Genomic DNA, 21,143 nt, shown 5'->3' on the forward strand with positions numbered 1-21,143 from the left:
TTTTATTTAATTATGTTCCCTGTTAGAGCTATTTATAACAGGGCCCGGATTTATCTTTCGAGGTTGAGGGAGAGAAGGCATAAGGCTTGGAGCTTAAAACCCTCCACCTTATGCCTTTTTACCTTCTACCCAATTAGTCTTCAGATTTAATTCTGCCTTTTGATTTAGCAATTACCTCATCTTGTACGTTTCTTGGCGCTGGCTCGTAGTGATCAAACTCCATTGTAGATGTTGCACGACCTGAAGTGATTGTACGCAATTGAGTTACGTAACCAAACATTTCTGAAAGTGGAACCAATGCTTTGATTACCTGTGCACCATTACGTGTATCCATACCTTGTAATTGACCACGACGACGGTTCATATCACCGATAACATCACCCATGTTTTCTTCAGGGGTTAAGATTTCGATTTTCATGATAGGCTCCATCAAAGCAGGTTTACATTTAGGTAAGGCTTCACGATATGCCATACGAGCAGCAAGCTCGAATGATAAAGCATCTGAATCGACTGCGTGGAATGAACCATCAATCAAACGAACTTTCATATCAGGAAGTGGATAACCCGCCAATACACCGTTAGACATTGCAGATGCAAATCCTTTTTCAACTGAAGGGATAAATTCACGAGGAATTGAACCACCTACAATTTCATTTACGAATTGCAAACCACCTTTTTCATAATCTGAATCGATTGGAGAAATAACAATTTTAATGTCCGCAAATTTACCACGACCACCAGATTGTTTTTTGTAAACTTCGCGGTGTTCTGCAGTTCCGAAGATTGCTTCTTTATAAGCTACTTGTGGCGCACCTTGGTTAACTTCTACCTTGAATTCACGTTTTAAACGATCAATCAAGATATCTAAGTGAAGCTCACCCATACCTGAAATTACAGTTTGGCCAGTTTCCTGATCTGTCTGTACTTTGAACGTAGGATCTTCTTCAGCCAATTTAGATAAGCCCATACCTAATTTATCCACATCAGCCTGAGTTTTAGGCTCAATAGCTAAACCGATAACCGGATCAGGGAAAACCATCGATTCAAGAACGATTGGGTTTTTCTCATCACACAAAGTATCACCAGTTTTGATGTCCTTAAATCCAACTACCGCAGCAATATCACCAGCAGCCACATTAGGCACAGGATTTTGCTTGTTTGCGTGCATTTGGAAGATACGAGAAATACGCTCTTTACTTTCTGAACGGGTATTGTATATATAAGAACCCGCTTCTAAGTTACCCGAATAAACACGGATAAAGCACAAACGGCCTACAAATGGGTCAGTTGCAATTTTAAATGCTAAAGCTGCAAATGGCTCATTAATGCTTGGTTTCAATAATACTTCTTCGTTTGTATCTGGATTAGTACCCACAACACCTTCAGAATCTAAAGGAGAAGGCAATAATTCCATTACATAATCCAACATGGTTTGAACACCTTTATTTTTAAAAGATGAACCACAAACCATAGGTACAATTTTAGCATCAAGAACTGCTGCACGTAAAGCGTCTAAAACTTCGCGTTCAGTAATAGTTTCTGGTGCATCGAAGAATTTTTCCATTAGAGACTCATCATAATCAGCAACTGATTCTAATAATTTCTCTCTCCACTCTGCAACCTCATCAATCATATCTTCAGGGATTGGAACTTCTGTAAAAGTCATCCCTTTATCGTGCTCATTCCAAACAATACCACGGTTGTTGATCAAATCAACTACACCTTTAAATTGATCTTCAGAACCGATAGGCAATTGCAATGGAACTGCATTGCTACCCAACATGTCTTTAACTTGTTTAACAACTTTCAAGAAGTCTGCACCAGAACGGTCCATTTTATTTACGAAACCAATACGGGCAACATTATAGTTGTTAGCCAAACGCCAGTTGGTTTCAGATTGAGGCTCAACACCATCAACAGCAGAAAACAAAAATACCAAACCATCTAATACGCGCAAAGAACGGTTTACCTCTACGGTAAAATCCACGTGTCCTGGTGTATCAATAATGTTCATGTGGTAGTTTTGGTCTCTGTATTTCCAGTTAACCGTAGTTGCAGCAGAAGTGATGGTAATACCACGTTCCTGCTCTTGTGCCATCCAGTCCATTGTTGCAGCACCTTCGTGCACTTCACCAATTTTGTGGCTTACACCTGCATAATAAAGGATACGCTCAGTTGTTGTAGTTTTACCTGCATCAATGTGAGCTGCAATTCCAATGTTTCTTGTAAATTTTAAATCTCTTGCCATGTTATGTTTTTGATTTATCTGATCTTAAATAATTACACCGATTTTGTAAAAACAAATCGGTGTAATTTATCTGATCAGTATAATCTTTTAATTAAATCTGTGTAATCTTACCAATCTGTTAATTACTAGAATCTAAAGTGAGAGAACGCTTTGTTAGCCTCAGCCATTTTATGCGTATCTTCTTTCTTTTTAACAGCAGCACCTTCGCCTTTTGCAGCAGCAACGATTTCACCAGCTAATTTCTCTTTCATGGTTTTTTCGCCACGTTTACGTGCATATGAAATTAACCATTTCATACCCAAAGCTGTTTTACGCTCAGGTCTAACCTCAGTTGGAACCTGGAAGTTAGCACCACCAACACGGCGAGACTTAACCTCTACAGCTGGCATGATGTTACTTAAAGCACGTTTGAATATCTCTAAACCGTTTTCACCAGCTTTTTTCTCAGCGATTTCAACAGCATCGTAAAAAATTGCATATGCGATAGATTTTTTTCCATCGTACATCATATTGTTTACAAAACGAGTTACCTGAACATCGTTAAATTTTGGATCAGGAAGAATAATTCTCTTTTTTGGTTTTGACTTTCTCATTTCTTATTTCCTCCCGATTATTTCTTTTTGCCTTTTGCAGGTGCAGCAGCTGCTTGTCCTGGTTTAGGGCGTTTAGTACCATATTTAGAACGACGTTGGTTACGACCAGCAACACCTGATGTATCCAATGCACCACGAATGATGTGGTAACGTACACCCGGTAAATCTTTAACACGACCACCACGGATCAATACGATCGAGTGTTCTTGCAAGTTATGACCTTCACCAGGGATGTATGCATTCACCTCTTTACCGTTCGTTAAACGAACACGGGCTACTTTACGCATTGCTGAGTTTGGTTTTTTAGGGGTAGTGGTATATACACGTGTACATACTCCTCTTCGCTGTGGACAGCTGTCCAACGCTGGAGACTTACTCTTGAACTCCAGTGCTACTCTACCTTTTCTAACTAATTGTTGAATGGTTGGCATTGTTGCTTTTTATGTTTCTTTTTTATTAATTTTTTCCATCAAACAGGCTAACACATAGCAAGCCCAGTAAATGGACTGCAAAAGTAGAACAATTTCTTTTAACTATCAAGGGGTTAGATAAAAAATTTTCAGTATCCTTTTTAGCGTTCTGGTCCAATCAGCTTCCCGGCTTAAGTGCAGACAAAGAATATACCTCTGATAAAATCAAAGCTTCGGTATATATAGGTGTTGCTGACGTTATTTAGAAAATCAAAGGCACTACTAATGGCCGGGCCTTGTCCCGCTAATGTTTCAAGCCAAGCCGAAAAAGCTTGGGCTTTCCACGTATATCGGGTTTAGGCTTGAAAGTTCCGTTCTGCAATACTTATATTACTTACAAACCGCAGTCGCGTCAATTTCGATCTGCATACCAGACAAAGCCAGCCTGCTCACCGGAATTAACGTGTTAACAGGAAACTTGCCATCAGGCCAAATTCCTTTTGAAACTTCGGTCAATATTTCATGTTTCTTCTCGTCATAATCTACAACTAGAGTAGTCAACTTGGCTACATCGGCAAATTGCAATCCTTCGCTATTTAATGCAAGCTCAATATTTTGAAATACAATTTCTACCTGAGTTTTAAAATCGTTGCTCAAAACTCCATCAAGACCACTTCCTCCCTGACCGGCAATATAAATAAGATCTGTATTCGCTCTAATTCTTGCAACGTGAGAATAACCATGCGCTGTTGGATCATATATTCCTTCTGGATTCGTGATTATTAAATTCTTATTTTCCATTTATTTTCTATTGGGCCATGAAGGTAAATAAAAGTGCTAAAGCGAGCGTCAAGCCTCTGTAATTCTAAAAGTAACAAGATGAAACAAATCAAATAAGATTGAGGCAATTGTTGTTTCTTTGCAAACAAAATATCCATCATGACGGAGTTACTCCAGCGACTTAAACTCAGCGATAATTTCCGAATCAAACTGAATACAACTGGCGATCACTTTATGCGAAGATTTGAGCAAAATGTAGATTTTGGCAATACTGGTACATTGAGCAATCCATTTGAAGCATTCAGCTTTGGTGTTCATCAATATAAAGGAAAAATAGACGGCCAACAATTCGAAATCCGGAAGAAGAAAAAACTTTTCGCATTCAGATCTAGCTTGGGTAAAGCTACTGGCAGATATTTTGAACAGGGCGAAACCTTGATAATTGAAGGTGAAATTACCGGATTCAGCAAAATATTTATTTCTGTATTTGCCTTTGCTATTTTAGTATACACCACATTTATTGCCCTTGCAATTTTCTCTAAAAGCGTCCCCATCTTTATCATCCCATTCGTATTTATACATGCCAGCATGCTCTTCGGAATACCGTATATCCTTATGCGCGGTGCCGTGCAACAACTTAAATACGATTTGGAACGTGAGTTTCATTTCATTGTGAAAGATTAAAATACTTTCGAGAATTAGTACAATACGGTACTTGCATGCACCATATTTTGCTTTCATTATGTTATTATTTGCTGAACGTTTCCAGATACAAATCTTCAATCTTCTTACGCGCCCAGGCTGTTTTTCTTAAAAACTTCAAGCTGGATTTAACGCTGGGATTATTGATGAAACACTCAAAACGTAATCGGTAGCCTAATTCGGCCCATCCATATTTCAATTGTAAATCGGTTACTATTTTTTCCAGTGTAACGCCATGAAGCGGATTATTTTTCTGTTGTTCGGCCATCTTGCAAAGGTATAAATTTCGCGACCCAAATGGTTGCGTATCCACATTCAGGATCTGAAACAACATGCAGAAGTACTTTAAACTGATTTTCTTCCAGTAGCGAACGGTATGCAGTTGTACTTAATGATGCATGGAATAAATTTTCTCCGCCATTTATCCCCCAGGCTTCTCCATTTTCAGTTCCGGATGTGAAAATAAGAATTCCACCGGGTTTTAAATGTTCTCTGAAAACACGAAACATTTCTGGTTGGTCAATGGCTGGCAAATGAAAAAAACTGTTCCAGGAAATTATAGCATCAAAAAGCTGATTTAACTGAAGCGCTCTCATATCTTGCAATACAAATTGATGGTACGGAAAGTTCGCTCTGGCAATAGCGAGCATTCTCTCACTGGCATCTACACCCAGAACGGTCATGCCGTGTATACTGAGATAGTCGAGAATGGGTTTTCCGGTACCGCAGCCAAGATCCAAAACAAAAGCGCCTTCACCAATTAAGGAAATTAAGGTATCGAGGTATTTCTTTTCAGATAAATCCTTCGGCCGGTTTTCATCAAACCAAACCGCAATTTTATTATATACTTTAAACACATTTTGGGATTCGTCTTTTTCCATGCAGCTGATCAATTTAAAAGCCATTCTTTTCAGAATGGCTTTTAAAAATAAGATATAAAATTAGTTTCCAGCTGCCCAGCTATTATTAGATTTATTTCCATCTGGCAGTACGTGTTTTGGATCTATCACCACCGAAACCACATCTTCTGTTGTTGGATAACGCACCAACCAAGTTTTTCCTTTCATCCAAACATCCACCGGAATCTTCAGCATTTCGGTTTTACCGCTTTTTGTTTTAATTTCTAAAATAATTGGCATTGGCATTTTTTCAAGATTATTTACACGAATGGTATACGCAACCAATTGTCCGTTTTTTTGCACCGGCTGCACATCGCCCAATCCCTGATCCATTTTCCAGTTGTTTAACCACCAGCTTCTCCAAAACCATGCAAGGTCTTCGCCAGCGCCATTTTCCATAGAACGGAAAAAATCAAATGGTGTTGGATGTTTAAAAGCCCAGTTTTTAATATACTGGCGAAAAGCGTAATCAAAGCGATCTTCCCCCAGAATCTGATCTCTCAAAATATCCAATCCCCATCCAGGTTTAGAATATAAATTTATACCGATGTTTCGCTCTGCCATTCCATCGGGCATTTGCATTATGTTATCTAAGTTTGGATTACCAATCGAACTATTTCCAATAGTATGCATATCGGCAACTCTTTCGGCATATTCACCATTGTTGAAGTTTTTGGACGAGATACCATTTATAAACGTGTTGAAACCTTCATCCATCCAACCAAATTTACGTTCGTTAGAACCCACAATCATTGGAAACCAAGTGTGGCCAAATTCGTGATCAATTACGCCCCAAGCGCTGCCATTTTTGGCTTGCCACCCGCAAAATACAATTCCCGGATATTCCATACCACCAATATTTGTTGCAACATTTACAGCCATTGGGTATGGATATTCAAACCATTTTGTAGAATAATGCTCGATAGTTGATTTAACGTATTCAACGCCACGGCCGTAACCATCTACTCCATTACTTTCTACTGGTTGAGCTGAAACCGCTAATCCGGTCTTACCACTTGGCAGCGTATATTTTGCAGCATCTAAAACAAATGATTTAGATGAAGCCCAGGCTGCATCTCTTGCATTCGTGATTTTAAATTTCCAGGTTAATTTTTCTTTCGCCGGGCGAGATTTTGGATCGGTTACTTCTGCTTCAGAACGGATATGAATAGTTTTATCGCTTAATTTAGCTGCATTCCAACGTTTCAACTGCTCTGTTGTAAAAACTTCTTTCGGATTAAGCAACTCGCCAGAACCCATCACGATGTGCGTTGCAGGCACAGTAATTGCAAAATTGATATCGCCATATTCGCAATAGAACTCGCCACCGCCCCAATATGGCAAGGTATTCCAACCTAGAACATCGTCATATACACACATCCGTGGAAACCATTGTGCAATAGCGAAAATTTCTCCATTTTTTGTGGATAAATGACCAGTTCTGTCCGATCCTTCTTTAGGCACCACATAGCTATAATCCATTTTAATGGTTACTACATCGCCATTTGCCGCCAGAGGCTGATCAAGACGAATCTGCATGCGGGTATCTTCTACAAGAGAAGTAAATTTAACAGCGCCGGCTTTTTGTGCAACGCTAATATTTTTAATTGAATATCCACCTACAAACTTCTCGCCTTGTGCGCCATATCTGCTTTTTGATGGTGTAATTGCAGCACCGCGAGAATTTTCTTTAAATGTATTTTGATCCAGTTGAAGCCATAAATACGGCAATTTATCCGGACTATTATTTTTATATGTAATGGTTACGCTTCCTGTAACGGTGTTTGTGTTCTCGTCTAAGTTTGCGTTGATGTTGTAATCTACTCTGTTTTGCCAATATTTGGCACCGGGCGCACCGTTAGCAGAGCGAAATTCGTTTCCATTTTGCGTGTAAAACAACGGGCCGAAAGCCTCTGCTGCATCGTAATTGCTATGAATGGTTGTGGTACTTTTTGGTTGCTGGGCATAGCTTTGAAAAACTATAGTGCAGCCGAGCAAACAGGTAGATATTAATCTGTTTATTTTGATTGTCATAATAAGGTTGTTATCAGCTGTAAATATAAAGAATAAGCACAAACCGTAGGGTTTGTGCTTACAATGTTACTGATTCTAACCAATCAACCTAATTTGTCTTCAAATTTGGCAAATCCTTCAGTGTTTTTTGCTCTGGAGTTAATTTTTGCCAGGCCGTAAAAGACTTTGATATATAGTATGGATAGGAAAAAGGTCTTTCGGCCATTACTTGTTCTGCAGTAGGCCGGTATAAGATCATAAAATTTTTAAGTTCCGTTCCGTTTAATTTAGTCAGATCGGTAACTGCCTTTTCTGTAAAATTTGCATCAACCTCTTGCATGTAAGCCTCTTTTTGTTCTAAAGCAGCTTCCTTGCGTTGTTGCTTTTTGTATTTGCCATATCCCAAATTTAAACCTAAACTACCAACTTTATCATTCATTCGTTTACGTTCCAGATTTCCACCAGTGGTTACACGTGTATATTTTTCTGCCAATGGATCTGCCGCATTTGTTATTCCCTTACTCATTTTTACGGCTTCTACATTTACTTCTCCAAGCGAATTTGTTCGCTCAGGCAAATAAATTGTTTTCTTCGATAAATCGGAAAGGTAAAGTGTATCGGTTTGGTAACCTACAAGTGAGAACTCTATCAAATCACCAATATTGGCCGCAATGGAATATTTTCCATCTGTGCTGGTTATTGTTGCTTTTTTTGTGCTCAAATTCCGGACAGCAACACTTGGTAGTGGAAGATTTTTTTTTGAATAGTCGAAAACTGATCCCGTAGTTACGGATTGTCCAAATGCAAAACCGGGAATAGCAATGAAGAGAATTAAGAGGAGCCTGTACATATTCAAAAATAATTTAGTTCGACAATGAAAATTTGCTTTTAACAAAGTTTAACATAAGAACAACTCAACTAAGCGAGTGTTTCAGAATATTTGTCATCATCGAATCCTATTAAAACTGCTTTGCCGTTTTGCTCCACAATCGGTCGCTTAATCGCGCTGGTATTGCCAAGCAAATACTCTATAGCGCTTTGTTGATTGTCTATCTTCAGTTGCTCTTCTTTAGTCAGTTTTTTCCAGGTTAAGCCCTTACGGTTCAATACGGTTTCCCAACCAAAAATATTGCTCCATTCGTTTAGTTTTTCTGCCGTAATGCCTTTTTTCTTAAAATCATGAAATTCAAAACCAACCTGGTGTGCTTTTAACCAATCCAGAGCTTTTTTAACTGTGTTGCAATTTGGTATTCCGTATACGATCATATCCTGAGTAAATTTGAATAAACGAATGAGTAAATTTTAAATACATGCACTATGTATGTACAGTAAAGGTATAAAATTTATCATTCATCACATTTTTGCTGCAATCTGTCACATTTTGAAATTCGGCTCCGTTCATATTCGTAGAATTGCAGTCTAGATACAAGGAAATGGAATATACTTCTTATAAAACAGAACAATTGCAAACCAAAGGCATTAACCAACTTGAGTTTTGGATATCGACCATCATTTACATTTTCGCACTCATTAGTGTTTGTACACAAACGGCTTACGGTTCTGTAAATTCGTATTTTTTTAATGAAAGCCAGATTAGCTACAGTGTTATTGCCAATTATTTTCTTCCAAATTTATTTAAAATCAGCGTGGTGTATGCTAGTTTTTTGTTGATTAATTTCTGTTTTATGCCACAGATTATCAAAAAAAGATACCTCACCATGAATGTTTTACTTACGGGAATCATCACTTTTGTGAGCATTTTGGTTTGGATGATTGCGAATACGTATTCAGAAGCGTATCGTTTATTGCGGTATTCAGATCTGCAAGAAGCTTATGATACGTTTTTTGGGGAAGCTTTTGTTTACATCACGTTTCTATATATTATTTTTAATGTATACGCCTATTTTAACGAGCAGGGCATCCATTTACTTAGCAAAATTCCATTTTTAAAATCAGATCGTTTCAACGTTGGCGACGAGTTGTTTAGTGTTATCCGCATTTGGTTAATTAGCATCATGATTGTAGGCGTAGTTTTATCTGCGCGCTTAGATTATGACATCTTTATCTTCTGGATAATTTCGCCGCCCGTGAATATCGGCCTTGCCTTTTTATCTATCTACTACGTGATTCCCAATCTTCGGAAAAATTTCAAAGGTTTTGGACGTTACTTTTGGGGAAATACGCTTATCAGTATTTTGATTTCATTATTGTTATTACTTTTCTTACTGGCATTTATGCGCAACGGAAATGCCATTCCACTGATTTTGATTTTTAATGCCATTGCGCTGGTTTGTGTAACCACACCACTTTCGTGGTACATCTATAAACACAAATTCGAAAAATTGTCTGAAATCCAGATGTTAAAATCTGAACTTGGAAAATCGGATGCAAATTTAAGCTTTCTAAAATCGCAGATTAATCCACATTTCCTCTTTAATGCTTTGAATACTCTTTTCGGAACTGCTTTGCAGGAAAATGCCGAAAGAACCGGCGAAGGCATCCAAAAGCTAGGCGATATGATGAGGTTTATGCTTCACGAAAATACATTAGATAAAATATCGCTTACGCGAGAAGTAGAATATCTGAACAATTATATTGATTTGCAAAAACTAAGAACCTCCCGTTCTGCTGATATACGTATAGAAACACAGATTGAAGAACAACTAAACAACCTGCAAATTACGCCCATGTTGCTTATTCCATTTATTGAAAATGCGTTTAAACACGGAATAAGCTTACAACAACCATCTCACATCAAAATCACGTTGCAAACCAAAGCGAAGACACTTTTCTTCGATGTAAACAACAGCATTTATATCAAATCAGATAATGATCCAGAAAAGCTGAAAAGCGGTATTGGATTAGAAAACGTAAAACAAAGGTTATCGCTGCTTTACTATGGAAAACACGAACTCATCATCCGCGAAAGTGCAAATGAGTTCTTTGTTCATTTAACATTGCAGCTTGATTGAGCGATTGTTATCTTGCCAAAATATTTTGACAGATGATTGCCATAGCTATTGATGACGAGCCCATTGCATTAGAGATAATTAAATCTCATGCCTCAAAAGTTCCCTTTATCGATCTAAAGGAGACTTTTACTGATGCTTTTGCAGCTATCGGCTATTTACAACAAAACAAAGTAGATTTAATTTTTCTGGACATTAAAATGCCTGATATCAGCGGAATTGATTTTTTGAAAAGCCTGAACAATCCGCCGATGGTTATCTTTACTACGGCTTACACAGAACACGCTGTGCAGAGTTTTGAATTAGATGCCGTAGATTACTTGCTTAAACCATTCTCACTTTCACGGTTTTTGAAAGCCTGCAACAAAGCACATGAATGGTTTAACTTGCGCGGCCAAAAACAAGAAGCCAAACCAGATTTTATTTTCATTAAAGATGGTTATGAACAAGTAAAAGTATTACTGAATGATATTTTATTTATCGAAGCTTCGGGCAATTACACGCAAATTCAGCTTGAAGGTAGATTGCTCAGTTCACGGATTACAATAAACGATCTGGCAGAACTGCTGCCAAAAAGTGATTTTATCCGCTGCCATAGGGCTTTTATAGTAGCTAAAAAGAAGATTTCCAAGTTTGACCGCAACCAAATCTGGATTGGAGAAAAAATTATCCCGATTGGCGCTACATACAGTGGCATCCAACTAATTGCTTAAATACATAAGCACTTAAATCTTACAAGCAACAAACATTAAGTTTTTTACATTTGTGGCATAACATTATCTTTGCCTTATGTCAACACAACTCAAAAATCTTTCTGATTTTTCTCATACAACTGTTCCGAGTGGAGCAAATTATACCTTCGGGATTATTGTTGCCGAATGGAATGCTGAAATTACCGGTGCATTATATAATGGAGCTTTAAAAACGCTTTTAGAAAATGGCGTAAAAGAAGAGAATATTATTTCTTTACCGGTACCCGGAAGTTTTGAACTTACTGGCGGAGCAGAAATTTTACTAAGCAAAAGAAGCGATGTAGATGCTGTAATCTGTTTAGGCTGTGTGATTCAAGGCGACACAAAACATTTTGATTTCATTTGCGATGCTGTTGCACAAGGCGTTACCAACGTTGGGATAAAATATAGCAAACCGGTTATTTTTGGCGTACTTACCACAAATAACTTAGAACAGGCACAAGATAGAGCTGGCGGTAAACACGGAAATAAAGGTGATGAAGCGGCAATTACAGCAATTAAAATGGCAGATTTTTCTGCAAATATTTAGTCTTGCGCTTTCAGAAACTATTTGTAATTTAGTGGTTTAAAAATCATCTCTCAGATATCCCGGCAACAGATTGGTATATTGAGAATAAAACGTATATCGATGAAAAAAGTAGCCATTTTATTATTGGCGGTGTTCTGCACCATTACCATTTTGGAATCTTGCTCTTCCAAACTTTGCCCGGCTTACGGTTCTTATCCAGAAGGCAAACGCAGAAGAAACTAACATCAGTTAGCGGATTTTCATTTTCAGGTCATTTGCAGAACATTCATTCTGCATTAATGTTATCTGATAGAAACAACAATTATTAATCATGACTTGGGTTAACTTAACTTCTATAGAGCAACTTGATGAAATCAAAAAATCAAGCGGCTATAGCCTTATATTTAAACACAGTACGCGTTGCTCCATCAGTATGATGGCCAAACGTAGTTTTGAATTTAGCTGGGATGTCATTCCTGACGATACAAAACTTTACTTTTTGGATTTAATCAGCTATCGCGATATTTCCAATCAAATTGCAGAAACTTTTCAGGTTGCACATCAATCGCCACAAATTTTACTAATTAAAGATGGAGACTGTATATTAGAAGCATCGCACAGCGATATTTCTGCAGAAGAAGTTGCAGAAGTTATTGCCGCTTAGTTTAAAATATTTTGCCATAAAAAAGGGCTTTGATTTTCGCAATCAAAGCCCTTTTCTTTTTCTAAACTGAAATTACACAATCTTTAAAGCAGCTGTTGTACGTGCACGTGTTGCTTTACACAACGCTTCGTTTTCCGCTAATGCCTGACCATAAGTCGGGATCATTTCTTTAATTTTAGACTGCCATTCTGCAGATGCAAGATCTTCAGCAAAACAACGTTTTAACAGATCAAGCATAATAGAAACTGCGGTGGATGCACCGGGAGACGCACCTAAAAGTGCAGCAATTGATCCATCAGCAGCATTAACCACTTCAGTACCAAATTCCAGTACACCGCCTTTTTCTTTATCTTTCTTAATCACTTGTACGCGCTGGCCGGCATGCTCAAGTTCCCAGTCTTTCATTTCTGCTTTTGGCAGATATTCTCTCAAAGCAGCCATTCTATCCTCTGGCGATTGCATAACTTGTTGGATTAGATATTTAGTCAAATCCATATTGTGCAAACCCACAGAAATCATTGGGCCAATATTATTAAGCTTAATGGATTTTGGTAAATCCATATAAGAACCATTTTTTAGAAATTTGGTAGAAAAACCGGCGTAAGGTCCAAATAAAAGCGCGCGTTTTCCATTAATCATCCGGGTATCTAAATGCGGAACTGACATTGGCGGAGCGCCTACAGCAGCTTTACCATATACCTTTGCTTCGTGTTGTTTGATAATATCGTCATTGGTGCATTTTAACCATTGCCCGCTCACCGGGAAACCGCCAAAGCCTTTTCCTTCCGGAATGCCAGATTTCTCTAGTAGCGGCAAAGAACCACCACCAGCACCAATAAAAACAAATTTTGCTACACGCTTTCTGATTTCGCCACTTTGCAAATTTTTTATTTTTACAACCCAGTTGCCGTTTCTGTCTTTCTTTAAATTGCGGATGTCAGAATTGAAATGTAAGCCTACCCCAGTTTTAGATTTTAATGTACCGAATAAATCGCGCGTTAGCGATCCAAAATTCACATCTGTTCCCAAATCCATCTTCGTTGCAGCAACTTTACTTCCGGTATCACGGCCATCAACAATTAGCGGCGCCCATTTTTCAATTACAGAAAAATCTTCTGTAAATTCCATATCATTAAATAAATCAGACTTCTGTAAAGCCTGAAATCTCTTCCGAAGATATTCTACATTTTTTTCGCCCCAAACAAAACTCATATGCGGAACTTTACGAATAAAATTTTCCGGACTGGAGATCATCCCTTTATCGACTAAAAAAGACCAGAATTGTTTTGAGACTTCAAATTGTTCGGCAATTTGAATGGCTTTATTGATTTCGACAGTTCCATCCTTTTTTTCTGGAGTATAGTTCAACTCACAAAATGCAGAATGGCCAGTTCCTGCATTATTCCATGCATCAGAGCTTTCTGCAGCGGCAACATCTAGCCGTTCGTAAATTTCTATACTTAAATTTGGTTCTAGTTCTTTCAATAAAACACCTAGAGTGGCACTCATTATACCTGCTCCAATCAAAATTACATCTGCGTCAGTTTTACCAACTGTCTTTTTATTCTTCGTCATCTTCTATTAGGTGTAGCAAATTTATGATGATTTTTGATCATCGCGCTAATCTTTCGACCTTTGAAAGTCAAAAATTTGCCTACAATATAGGATACTTTTCTCTTTTGAACAAATTTTAGAAAGGGATGACCAAAATTTATGCAAGTGATTAAAAACTTAGCCGTATCTGTCCTTGAAATTTGATTAAAATATGAATCTGTTGGAAAAGCTATGTTTTAAAACGTGTTGTTTACCAAACCCACAGTTGCGTAAAAGAGCGGTGAAACATTACAAGGCCCAAACATTTTAAGCATCTGAGTTTTCATTTGTATTGTTTAACTTTGCAACATGATTGATTTACCAGTTGTACCCGCTGTAACCGAAGTTAAACGTAAACCAGATTGGTTGAGAGTTAAATTACCTGTAGGCAAAGAATATGCACAGGTGCGCAGTTTGGTTGATACCCATAAATTACACACGATATGCGAAAGTGGTAATTGCCCGAATATGGGCGAGTGCTGGGGCGCAGGTACAGCAACATTCATGATTTTAGGCAATATCTGCACGCGTAGCTGTTCATTTTGCGCAGTAGCCACCGGGCGTCCTTTAGCTGTAGATCAAGATGAGCCAAACCGCGTGGCCAACTCGGTAAAATTAATGGGCGTTAAACACTGTGTGATTACTTCTGTAGATCGGGATGATCTTAAAGATGGTGGTTCTATAATTTGGGCAGAAACGCTTCAGGCCATCCGCAGAGAAAGCCCAATTACAACATTAGAAACACTTATCCCTGATTTTAAGGGCCAATGGGATAATCTTTATCGCGTATTAGAAGAAAGACCAGAAGTAGTATCGCACAATATGGAAACGGTAAAGCGCCTAACCCGCCAGGTACGTATACAAGCAAAATACGACAGGAGTTTAGAAGCTTTAAAAAGAATTTCTGAATTTGGATTGAGAACAAAAACCGGCATTATGCTGGGTTTGGGCGAAACGGATGAAGATATTTTTGAAGCAATGGACGATCTGGTAGCCAACGGTGTGCACATTTTAACTTTGGGACAGTACTTGCAACCTACAAAAAACCACCACCCGGTTGTAGACTGGATTCATCCGGATACTTTTGCAATGTATAAAGAAGTTGGAATGGCCAAAGGTTTAAAATATGTAGAAAGCGGCCCGCTGGTACGTTCTTCATACCATGCAGAAAAACACCTTTTCCCTATTGAAGGCATTAAATAATCATATTTAATAAGTATGGTTTTTATATTTATAACGAAGAAATTCAACCTATTTTAGGGTACAAAACTTTTTTTTGCATTTGATGTTAAGTATTGTACCTTAGTAAACATAGTGACTGCATATAAAAAACCATCCTTAACTGAACCTCAAATTGTTTTAGGACTTCAATCGAAAGATTCGCAAGTACTGAAAACAATTTACAGCATGTATTCCTCAGCGCTGTACGGTGTAATTTCGCGTATTGTAATCAATACCGAACTTGCCGAAGATGTTCTGCAAGAAACATTTGTAAAGATCTGGCAATCAGCCGGTAACTACGACGAATCTAAAGGTCGTTTGTTTACCTGGATGATGAATATTGCCCGTAACCTATCTATTGATAAACTCCGCTCGAAAGATTTTAAGAACTCCCTCAAAAACCAAGATATCGAAAATAACGTAAGTTTCGTTGAAGAGCAAAACAAGGTTACTTTTAATCCCGATGTTCTTGGTGTTAAGCAACTTGTAGACAATTTAAAACCTGATTTAAAAGAGGTTTTAGACTTAGTTTACTACAAGGGCTTTACACACGTAGAAACTGCAGAAAGGTTAAATCTGCCTCTGGGTACGGTAAAAACGCGTGTCCGTTTGGCTATAATTGAATTGAGGAGGAGTTTTAATTGAGCGTGGAAAATTTAAAGGCATATATCGAATCTGGGGTACTTGAACTGTACGTTTTAGGTGATTTACCATCTGAAGAAATGTTGCAGGTTCAAGAAATGGCATCCCGCTATCCTGAAGTTCAGGAAGAAATTTCGGCCATAGAAATCACTATGGAGCAGTATGCTATGCAAAATGCAGTAGAGCCATCTGCTGATGTTGAAGAACAATTGTTTAATAAATTGGGGCTTTTAACAGACAGTTTTGAAGAAGAACATAAAATTACTGAACCGATCAGCGAACCAAAAATCGTTAGAATGGATCATAGTGATGGTAAAATCAGGGTACTAAGATTTGCACTTGTGGCTTGTATTGCACTGCTGGTAATCAGTACTGCATCTTTAATCATCACTTACGGAAAATTAAACGACGCACATGATCAGATCGCGAGCCTGAATCTCGATAAAGAAAAATTTGCCGGTGTGGTAAGTCATCTTGAGTTTGAGAACAAAGGATTGGATAATATGGTTCAAATGAACGATAGCAAAGAATGGGCAACCATACGCATGCAGGGCCAGGCATTTAGTCCGTCTTCTAAAATGAATGTGTATTGGAACAAAAAAGATAAAAGTGTTCTGATCAATTATGTTGCGATGGATCTGCCTAAAACGGATGATACACATGAGTATCAGCTTTGGGCTCTTGTTAATGGAAAGCCAGTAAGCTTAGGTGTTTTTGGCAAAAAAGATTCTGTTGCCAATGAAGCCTTGTTAAAAATGCAAGCAATCCAAGAAGCGCAGGCTTTTGCTGTTACGGTAGAACCAATGGGTGGCAGTGTTAATCCGACTATGGAGAAATTAACTGTTATGGGCGGCGTTTAGATAAAATAAATCACCAAAGTACATAAAAGCCCCGGAAATATTTTCCGGGGCTTTTTTTATTAAACTGATAGGTTTTTAATTGTTACAGGCAACTGGCGGGCGATTTCGCCCGCGGGTACTACAAATCTCAGATGCGAAAGTTCATCGCCTGCTTTTCCATGCACGTAACAAGCCAACAGAGCCGATTCTGTTGGTGTGTAACCCTGTGCAACGAACGCCGCCAAAATGCCCGTTAAAACATCTCCCATCCCGCCCTGCGCCATCGCCGGGTTTCCACTTGGATTGATGTAAATTCTCCCATCTGGCACGCACACAAATGTATATTGGTTTTTCAGCACGATTACCAACTTTCTCGCTTGTGCCTCTATTCTTGCTTTCTGAACTCGGGCCCACCAATGCTCGTGATCTCCAAATATGCGGTCAAACTCTTTCATGTGTGGTGTAAGAATGGTATTTTCAGGTAGTTTATTCAACAAATCTTTACGCTGCGACAGAATGTTCAATGCATCTGCATCAAGAATTAGTGTATAAACAGATTGGGTAATAAGTTGATCTAAAAGCACCTCGTTTTGTTTTGAAATACCTAAACCTGGCCCAACAGCTATCGAATTATAAGCCTCAAATTTTTCAATTTCTATAGATCCATCGCGGGTTAATGCCATTACTTCTGGCAAACTGGTATTCAGCGCAATTAATCCGGTTTGCGGGATACAGGCAGTTGTAAGTCCGGCACCGCTGTGCAAACAAGCGCTGCTGGCTAAAAGTGCCGCGCCCATCGTATTTACGTTACCAGCTACAATCAAAGCATGTCCATAAGTTCCTTTATGCGTAAAACACTTTCTTGATTTTAGCATTTTTCTAAAATCCGAATCTTCCATTAACGTAAATTCGCTCTTCTGTTCTTGAATGAAGGTTTCATCAAGTCCGATATTTACCACCATAAATTCTTCTGTTGCAGCGATAGATTCAGGAAAGAAGAAATTTATTTTAGGCCGTTGAAATGAGATGGTTTTATTCGCTTTTATTCCACTAAATCCTGTAGTTATTGGCCCTTCTGAAAAAAAACCGGTTGGTACATCGACGGCATAAATTTTCTTGTGCTGCGCATTAATGATTTGTGCCAGATCTGCATATTTCCCCTCCAAAGGTTTATTTAAGCCAGAACCCAGAATGGCATCAATTATTAATGAGCCTTTCAGTTTTTCACAATCAGCAGGTTGGCTAACCTGAATCATTTTAAGTGCCGATTCTTTGATACGTTGTTTGTTTATGGCAAAATCAGGCGTTTCTTTCTTACTAAAATTGACGAGATAAATCGTGATATTTTGGTAACCATATGCAGACAACAAATGCGCGATAGCAAGTCCGTCGCCACCGTTATTTCCTTTCCCACAAACGACAGAAATCATCTGATCCCGATCTGGCTCATCAAGAATAAAGGCGTGTGCAAAAGCGCGTGCGGCCTGCTCCATCAAATCTATAGAAGCAATTGGCTTATTTTGGATGGTAAATTCATCCGCTTTCCGCATTTGATCGGCTGTAATCAGGTTTAGCATTTTCTAAAGGTATTTATATAGTAATGCAAGATATTGAGTTTTTGTTTGGCTCTTGGAGATTCGCAATTATTTATTACCTTAATGCCCTTATCCGTAATTTTTGCGGGTAACATGATAAATTAAAATCTCAAACATGAATCAAAAACCATCAAACGCATTTATTGCGGCTGCCTGGCTGGCATTAGGAATTGGAATGATTGGCTTCATTGTAGGCCTGTGGCGCTCTGATATGCTGCTTAATGAAAAAGGTTACTATTTCACCGTACTTATGTTCGGTTTGTTTGCTGTAATTTCATTACAAAAAGCGGTAAGAGACAGACTGGAAAATATCCCGGTAACGGATATTTATTACGGTATAAGCTGGTTTTCTACTTTACTTACCATTGCTCTGCTCGTAATCGGGTTATGGAATGCAACCTTATTGCCAAGCGAAAAAGGTTTTTATGCATTTGCATTTTTATTGTCTCTCTTTGGTGCAATTTCTGTACAAAAAAATACCCGCGATGCGCAGGTTTTAAAAAAAGAAGATTAATTTTTTAAAGGGCCGATAGATTGTCTATTGGCCTTCTACATTCATCGGAACTGCGTCAATCAATGCCGACTCAAAAACCAACAACTCTTTCCGGACAGCAAATTGAGTCTGAAAAATAATCTGTCCAAAAGTATTTATAGCCTTCATCAGTTCTTCCACCTGTAGATTAAAGTAAATTTTTCCACCAAAATAAGCCTTATCTGTTTCGAGATAGTGTTCAAAATCCGTTCTTGATTTTTGCTCTAAATTGTATAGCGGATGAACAAGCAAATCCTGGATAGCGGCCTTAAAGTTTTTTTCTTCCTTTTTCAGCATAAACATATTCTGCTCGATCAATTCGAAGGTCATCGAAGTATGCACAAATGCACTTGTCTGCACCATCTTATTATAAATTGCTTCCTGTTCTAAAAACACCAGTGCAATCTTATTGTACTTTACATACTTCTCATTAAACGTTTCTAAAAGATTTTGTTCAGTGGCAAGTTGTTTGAATGCATAATAGATTTGTTTATCCAAATCATCGAGTGTAATTTCAATCTTTTTAATCTCTTCTTTCAGGTAAACAATAAATGCCGCTGCATCGAATTTTGAATATCGGACGCCATCATAATCAAAAGATTTTATATCTAAGTTTCCGCTGGCAACATCCTGAATTATAGCAAGATCTGAAAGCAATGCCTCTCGTTCATAAATCAGATCCAACGTTTGGTCGCCAAATACCTTACTAACCTTAATACTTGTATGTTCGTTTTCCTGTGCTATTGTTTCTTTTTGTACATATGGATTTCGAAAGTCAAAAAATCCATTAAAAACATCGGGAAGTGAATTTTCCTTACGTTCTTTAAGAAATTCAGCTTCAAAAGCTTGTTCATCAGTAACAATAGGCGTATCCGAAAAAGTTACCGTTTCAAATAATTTAGCCGTAATTTGTTCCATGACCACTTCTTTGTTATTTAGTAGTGTTGTAGAAATACCACTACCGTAATTGCGCAGTGGCAGATTGAGGTTTTGCAAATGTACAATACGATCTGCCGTACTCGGATGTGATGCCCACTGATCTTTTAAAACCAATTTACTTTTATTGAATTTTTTATGGGTATCCTGTAAAATTAAAGGAAGATTATCTTTAAAATCAAGCTTTTGATCCTTTGCAAATAAGCAAATCAAAAAATAATGCTGCGGAAAAATATTATTGGTTTTTTCATTACATCTGATTTTAGCATCGTAGAAAGAATAAATGCGATTCATGGAATAATCGGCCAGTTGCAAGCGCAGCAAAGAATTAATTAAAGGCGCAGAACCTGCCACATGTGCCGCAACTGTATCGGCATGGAATTCCATTTCTCTTGAAAGCGCCATATGGCTTAAGTTAACCCTGGTATACACTTTTCTTAAAATATACTGAATACCTTCTATTACTTTAGCGGCCAGCATAACAAATAAGGCGATAAAGTTGCTCATACTTGCCCATTTATTTATGGCATTTCCAAAACCGTCGTTTTCGTTAAGTACATTGTAAATAATTCGGTTTACATTGTAAACGTATGCACCAACACGCATGCTTTTCTGCGAGAAGTGACCAAACTCATGTGCTAAAATGGCTTTAAGTTCATCAATGGATACGGAATTCATCAGCCCCAAACCAATTTGCAGATTCTTCCTAACCGGGAAAAACATACTCCAGAAACTCGAATCGTAAAAAACCGAGGCATTTACTTCTGACGAGAAATACACGCGTTTTGGGAAATCTGTTCCTACCTCTTTCACGATTCCGGAAATCATTTTGAATAATTCCGGTTGTTCACCTGGTTTAATTTCAGTTAAATGTGATCGGTCTATTACCACCCGCCGAAAGATAAACTTCACCAAAAAGATTAAAATCAATACGCCAAAAGACATTAAACCCAAACCCAATGCGAAGGTGATAAACATCGGTTTTATTGCAATGATCAGCACGCCGCCCATTGCGGCCAAAACTGTGAGTGCTATAGCCAGTAATATTAAAACGAAATAGGTTGCTATAAATAAAACAATAGACCAAACGGCCTGCTTGGCCATTTTTCTAAATTCGGTAGAAGGTTGGAGCGCGTCAGTTTGCATTTTGAAAAGAATAGTCATGCAATATAACAAAGCCCGTTGAAGTGTGCCTTAATAATCTGCATAAAAACGATCAGATAAAATTTCAGCAATTCAGGTGTTAA

The 21,143-nt window shown here is 38.1% G+C and carries 22 protein-coding genes; 10 read left to right on the forward strand and 12 right to left on the reverse strand.

Translation table 11 applies throughout. The annotated features are described in order from the left end of the window. Positions 1-133: 133 nt before the first annotated feature. From fusA to ACJVDH_RS17225, 4 genes are all read right to left on the reverse strand, one after another. Positions 134-2,248, reverse strand: coding sequence for an elongation factor G (gene fusA / locus ACJVDH_RS17210; protein WP_443944637.1), 2,115 nt, complete (start codon positions 2,246-2,248; stop codon positions 134-136). Positions 2,249-2,373: 125 nt separating this feature from the next. After that, positions 2,374-2,841: a 30S ribosomal protein S7 gene (gene rpsG / locus ACJVDH_RS17215; RefSeq protein WP_443944638.1), complete on the reverse strand. Its 468-nt coding sequence runs from the start codon at positions 2,839-2,841 to the stop codon at positions 2,374-2,376. A gap of 17 nt (positions 2,842-2,858) precedes the next feature. After that, the gene (gene rpsL, locus ACJVDH_RS17220) at positions 2,859-3,272 is read right to left on the reverse strand and encodes a 30S ribosomal protein S12 (RefSeq protein WP_010599925.1); all 414 of its coding nucleotides are present in this window, start codon (positions 3,270-3,272) and stop codon (positions 2,859-2,861) included. A 369-nt stretch (positions 3,273-3,641) separates the two neighbouring features. Next, positions 3,642-4,052 carry a RidA family protein gene (locus ACJVDH_RS17225; RefSeq protein WP_443944639.1) on the reverse strand — a complete coding sequence of 137 codons (411 nt, stop codon included), beginning with the start codon at positions 4,050-4,052 and terminating at the stop codon, positions 3,642-3,644. Between the two features lie 138 nt (positions 4,053-4,190). On the opposite strand from ACJVDH_RS17225, the gene ACJVDH_RS17230 reads away from it, so the two are divergent. Continuing rightward, positions 4,191-4,715, forward strand: a complete 525-nt coding sequence (locus ACJVDH_RS17230) for a hypothetical protein (RefSeq protein WP_443944640.1) — start codon at positions 4,191-4,193, stop codon at positions 4,713-4,715. A 64-nt stretch (positions 4,716-4,779) separates the two neighbouring features. Here the strand turns inward: ACJVDH_RS17230 and ACJVDH_RS17235 are convergent, their stop codons facing one another. From ACJVDH_RS17235 to ACJVDH_RS17255, 5 genes are all read right to left on the reverse strand, one after another. Beyond that, on the reverse strand, positions 4,780-5,001 hold the full coding sequence (locus ACJVDH_RS17235) for a VF530 family DNA-binding protein (protein ID WP_443944641.1): 222 nt from the start codon (positions 4,999-5,001) through the stop codon (positions 4,780-4,782). Next, positions 4,979-5,614 carry a class I SAM-dependent DNA methyltransferase gene (locus tag ACJVDH_RS17240; RefSeq protein ID WP_443944642.1) on the reverse strand — a complete coding sequence of 212 codons (636 nt, stop codon included), beginning with the start codon at positions 5,612-5,614 and terminating at the stop codon, positions 4,979-4,981. The genes ACJVDH_RS17235 and ACJVDH_RS17240 overlap by 23 nt, the downstream gene beginning before the upstream one ends. 60 nt (positions 5,615-5,674) lie before the next feature. After that, entirely contained in the window at positions 5,675-7,666 is a 1,992-nt protein-coding gene (locus ACJVDH_RS17245) for a M1 family metallopeptidase (RefSeq protein ID WP_443944643.1), read from the reverse strand. 88 nt (positions 7,667-7,754) lie between these two features. Beyond that, entirely contained in the window at positions 7,755-8,495 is a 741-nt protein-coding gene (locus tag ACJVDH_RS17250) for a carboxypeptidase-like regulatory domain-containing protein (RefSeq protein WP_443944644.1), read from the reverse strand. 68 nt (positions 8,496-8,563) lie between these two features. Beyond that, positions 8,564-8,911, reverse strand: a complete 348-nt coding sequence (locus ACJVDH_RS17255; RefSeq protein ID WP_443944645.1) for a Spx/MgsR family RNA polymerase-binding regulatory protein — start codon at positions 8,909-8,911, stop codon at positions 8,564-8,566. A gap of 167 nt (positions 8,912-9,078) precedes the next feature. Here ACJVDH_RS17255 and ACJVDH_RS17260 point away from each other — a divergent pair, with 167 nt between their 5' ends. The 5 genes from ACJVDH_RS17260 to ytxJ all read left to right on the forward strand — a co-directional run bounded on the left by ACJVDH_RS17260 (position 9,079) and on the right by ytxJ (position 12,538). Further along, positions 9,079-10,617 (forward strand): sensor histidine kinase, encoded by a 1,539-nt coding sequence (locus tag ACJVDH_RS17260; protein ID WP_443944646.1) that lies wholly within the window; start codon positions 9,079-9,081, stop codon positions 10,615-10,617. A 32-nt stretch (positions 10,618-10,649) separates the two neighbouring features. Next, positions 10,650-11,327, forward strand: coding sequence for a LytR/AlgR family response regulator transcription factor (locus ACJVDH_RS17265; RefSeq protein ID WP_443944647.1), 678 nt, complete (start codon positions 10,650-10,652; stop codon positions 11,325-11,327). Between the two features lie 76 nt (positions 11,328-11,403). After that, positions 11,404-11,895: a 6,7-dimethyl-8-ribityllumazine synthase gene (gene ribH, locus ACJVDH_RS17270; protein ID WP_443944648.1), complete on the forward strand. Its 492-nt coding sequence runs from the start codon at positions 11,404-11,406 to the stop codon at positions 11,893-11,895. Positions 11,896-11,994: 99 nt separating this feature from the next. Further along, entirely contained in the window at positions 11,995-12,117 is a 123-nt protein-coding gene (locus ACJVDH_RS17275) for a hypothetical protein (protein ID WP_255420130.1), read from the forward strand. Positions 12,118-12,205: 88 nt separating this feature from the next. Next, a complete protein-coding gene (gene ytxJ / locus ACJVDH_RS17280) occupies positions 12,206-12,538 on the forward strand; it encodes a bacillithiol system redox-active protein YtxJ (RefSeq protein ID WP_443944649.1) in 333 nt (110 codons plus the stop codon). Between the two features lie 72 nt (positions 12,539-12,610). On the opposite strand, the gene ACJVDH_RS17285 is transcribed toward ytxJ, so the two are convergent. Then, a complete protein-coding gene (locus ACJVDH_RS17285; protein ID WP_443944650.1) occupies positions 12,611-14,113 on the reverse strand; it encodes a malate:quinone oxidoreductase in 1,503 nt (500 codons plus the stop codon). A 327-nt stretch (positions 14,114-14,440) separates the two neighbouring features. Here ACJVDH_RS17285 and lipA point away from each other — a divergent pair, with 327 nt between their 5' ends. From lipA to ACJVDH_RS17300, 3 genes are all read left to right on the forward strand, one after another. Next, positions 14,441-15,334, forward strand: a complete 894-nt coding sequence (gene lipA / locus ACJVDH_RS17290) for a lipoyl synthase (RefSeq protein WP_443944651.1) — start codon at positions 14,441-14,443, stop codon at positions 15,332-15,334. Between the two features lie 111 nt (positions 15,335-15,445). Further along, positions 15,446-15,997 carry an RNA polymerase sigma factor gene (locus tag ACJVDH_RS17295; protein ID WP_443944652.1) on the forward strand — a complete coding sequence of 184 codons (552 nt, stop codon included), beginning with the start codon at positions 15,446-15,448 and terminating at the stop codon, positions 15,995-15,997. A gap of 2 nt (positions 15,998-15,999) precedes the next feature. Further along, positions 16,000-16,854, forward strand: coding sequence for an anti-sigma factor (locus tag ACJVDH_RS17300; protein ID WP_443944653.1), 855 nt, complete (start codon positions 16,000-16,002; stop codon positions 16,852-16,854). A gap of 59 nt (positions 16,855-16,913) precedes the next feature. On the opposite strand, the gene ACJVDH_RS17305 is transcribed toward ACJVDH_RS17300, so the two are convergent. Then, entirely contained in the window at positions 16,914-18,410 is a 1,497-nt protein-coding gene (locus ACJVDH_RS17305) for an NAD(P)H-hydrate dehydratase (protein ID WP_443944654.1), read from the reverse strand. Between the two features lie 133 nt (positions 18,411-18,543). On the opposite strand from ACJVDH_RS17305, the gene yiaA reads away from it, so the two are divergent. Next, positions 18,544-18,942: an inner membrane protein YiaA gene (gene yiaA, locus ACJVDH_RS17310; protein WP_443944655.1), complete on the forward strand. Its 399-nt coding sequence runs from the start codon at positions 18,544-18,546 to the stop codon at positions 18,940-18,942. A 24-nt stretch (positions 18,943-18,966) separates the two neighbouring features. On the opposite strand, the gene ACJVDH_RS17315 is transcribed toward yiaA, so the two are convergent. After that, entirely contained in the window at positions 18,967-21,042 is a 2,076-nt protein-coding gene (locus ACJVDH_RS17315) for a M48 family metalloprotease (protein WP_443944656.1), read from the reverse strand. Positions 21,043-21,143 lie beyond the last annotated feature (101 nt).

Origin of the sequence: Pedobacter terrestris, from assembly GCF_052343045.1 — a bacterium.
Taxonomy (GTDB): domain Bacteria; phylum Bacteroidota; class Bacteroidia; order Sphingobacteriales; family Sphingobacteriaceae; genus Pedobacter.